Genomic DNA, 2,644 nt, shown 5'->3' on the forward strand with positions numbered 1-2,644 from the left:
TCGGTAACTGTGTCCTGCTTTAAAGCATATTCTAATTGCTCAGATTTTAATCCGGCTGGAAGATTAATATAATGCCAGTTACCTAAATAATTATACGCAGGTTCTGATTTTATAAAGTCGGCCCAATTGCTGGCCATAGCCATAGATTCTGTTCCAAGAATATTTTTTATTTCGCCTTTTGCTTTTTTACTTAAATAGCTCTCTGCAACCTGTCCAACTACCCTGTGACCAAGCATTCCCCAGGCCATACTTTGACATGGGATATAGAGCAGTGCTCCAAAAAGGAATAGTTTTTTTAAAGACAATATGTTCATAATCAAGTTAATTTAGGGGTTTTTGAACGCAAATCGTTCTTTCTTTTAATGATAGTTTAAGTTGTAGATGCTGTTGTATACTCTCCAAATATAGGCTATCGGCAGTATTTTTTCTGATCACAAATGCCGGTAGATATTGACCAATTCGATAGCATCCTGATATTTTTTGCTTAAAGTTGGGCTTTGTAAAAGTTGCCGTAACAATTAGGGTATCTTTTTTTGTAAGGTAAGTTCCTTTGGCATATTCTGTCCACGTTCCATTGTTAAAGCATGAGTCAGGATACATATTTACTTTTGCAAATGTTTGAATAGTAACATAAACAGAGTCGCATGAAAAGCGAAACCGATGTTTAGAATATTGCAGTTTTTGATCCTGAAAATCCACGCTATCTTCTTCCCATGTACCCTGAAAACTTTCTGTTCCTATTCCCTGAAGATTTGGGTTGAATTTACAGGATGTAAAAGCAAGAAGGCTTAAGATTAAGAAGAAATAATAGGGGTGTTTTGCCATTTTTAGATTTTAAACCTCTCTGGGTATAAACCCAGAGAGGTAAATGAATTATTTTAGTCCGCCAATCATATCTTCAGGACGTACCCATTGGTCAAATTGCTCATTGGTCAATAAACCCAGGTCAAGAGCAGCTTCTCTGAGTGATTTATTTTCTTTCAGCGCTTTTTTCGCAATTTTTGCTGCGTTCTCGTAACCAATGTGTGGATTCAAAGCAGTAACCAGCATTAATGAGTTTTCAAGATGTTTTTTGATCCCTTCGTAGTTGGGTTCTATACCGGATGCGCAATTATTTGTAAATGAAACACATGCATCGCCAATTAACCGTGCAGATTGCAGAAAATTAGCAGCCATTACTGGTTTGAAAACGTTCAGTTCATAATGTCCGTTTGATCCTGCTATGCTTATGGTAACATCATTACCCATAACCTGTGCCGCAACCATTGTTACTGCCTCATTTTGAGTTGGGTTAACTTTTCCGGGCATTATTGATGATCCTGGCTCATTGTCTGGAATGTGGATCTCTCCAATTCCGGAACGCGGGCCCGAAGCAAGAAGACGTATATCATTTGCGATTTTCATCAGCGAAACTGCAATTTGTTTCAAGGCTCCATGGGTTTCTACAATGGCATCGTGCGCTGCAAGTGCTTCAAATTTATTTTCTGCTGTTATAAACGGTAGTCCCGTAAACTTTGCGATATAATCTGCAACTTTTACATCATATCCCTTTGGAGTGTTAATACCGGTACCTACTGCGGTTCCTCCTAATGCCAGTTCAGATAAATGGTCTAAGGTATTTCTAAGTGCTTTTAGTCCGTGGTTAAGTTGTGAAACATATCCTGAAAATTCTTGACCTAATGTTAAAGGGGTTGCATCCATTAAGTGAGTACGGCCAATCTTAACCACATCCTTAAATTTTTCAACTTTCAATTGAAGAGCATCGCGAAGTTTCTCAACTCCCGGAATGGTTACTTCTGAAACCATTTTATAAGCCGCAATGTGCATAGCTGTTGGATAGGTATCATTTGATGACTGCGATTTGTTTACATCGTCATTGGGGTGAACAAATGTTGTGCCCACACCCAGCTTATTTCCTTGTAGCACATGAGAGCGATTAGCGATTACCTCATTTACGTTCATGTTAGATTGGGTACCAGAACCTGTTTGCCAGATCACCAGAGGAAACTCAGATGCTAGTTTACCTTCAAGGATTTCATCACAAACTTGGGCAATGAGATCGCGTTTCTCAACAGATAAAATTCCACTGTCTGCATTTGTAAATGCCGCCGCTTTTTTAAGGAAGGCAAAAGCTTCAATGATTTCCGTAGGCATTGAGGCCTCGGGTCCTATCTTGAAATTATTTCTTGAACGTTCGGTTTGTGCTCCCCAGTATTTATCTGCAGGCACCTTTACCTCGCCCATCGTATCGTGTTCTACTCTGTAATTCATTGGAATGGAATTAGTTGTTTGCTGCAAATTTAGATTTTTTTACCTAGTGTTGCTGCCAAAAATTTAGTTTTTACTATCTTTTATTCTAATATATTAAGGGGGTGTTTATAACTCTTTTATTGTGCTGATTATAATATTTTCTAATTTTCAGCATTAAATTTTATATCAAACATTTTCGATGATCCATTATTTCCGTCACTTGCTGATTATTTCGTTTTTTATTGTCCTTATTCAGGGCTGTAGTTCTACTCCTTTTGAAAAAAGAAAGAAGAGAACGCTTTCTGATGAGCAAGTAGATAGCATAGCTTTAATCTATAACCCCAAAAAGGCAGATAAAAGAATTGATGAATTTATGATGAATCTTCACCGAAGA

Annotated in this window: 3 protein-coding genes and 1 pseudogene; 1 reads left to right on the forward strand and 3 read right to left on the reverse strand. The window is 37.8% G+C overall.

Annotation, left to right across the window (positions count from 1 at the left end; genetic code table 11):
- From ACIQZ6_RS12720 to fumC, 3 genes are all read right to left on the reverse strand, one after another.
- Positions 1 to 314, reverse strand: a 314-nt coding sequence (locus ACIQZ6_RS12720; protein WP_395811670.1) for a S1/P1 nuclease, incomplete at its 3' end; no start/stop codon positions are given.
- Positions 315 to 321: 7 nt separating this feature from the next.
- Complete coding sequence (locus ACIQZ6_RS12725) at positions 322 to 825, reverse strand: fumarate hydratase (protein ID WP_395811672.1); 504 nt, start codon at positions 823 to 825, stop codon at positions 322 to 324.
- 48 nt (positions 826 to 873) lie between these two features.
- Positions 874 to 2,271: a class II fumarate hydratase gene (gene fumC, locus ACIQZ6_RS12730; protein ID WP_395811674.1), complete on the reverse strand. Its 1,398-nt coding sequence runs from the start codon at positions 2,269 to 2,271 to the stop codon at positions 874 to 876.
- A gap of 178 nt (positions 2,272 to 2,449) precedes the next feature.
- Between fumC and ACIQZ6_RS12735 the strand changes: the two are divergent.
- A pseudogene (locus tag ACIQZ6_RS12735) lies at positions 2,450 to 2,644 on the forward strand (hypothetical protein); the annotation flags it as partial.

Origin of the sequence: Daejeonella sp. (assembly GCF_044348475.1) — a bacterium.
Lineage (GTDB): Bacteria > Bacteroidota > Bacteroidia > Sphingobacteriales > Sphingobacteriaceae > Daejeonella.

What these genes read in the sequence shown, in the direction of transcription:
- fumC (WP_395811674.1), bottom strand. Translation starts at nt 2,271, where the DNA reads ATGAATTACAGAGTAGAACACGATACGATGGGCGAGGTAAAGGTGCCT.
- ACIQZ6_RS12725 (WP_395811672.1), bottom strand. Translation starts at nt 825, where the DNA reads ATGGCAAAACACCCCTATTATTTCTTCTTAATCTTAAGCCTTCTTGCT.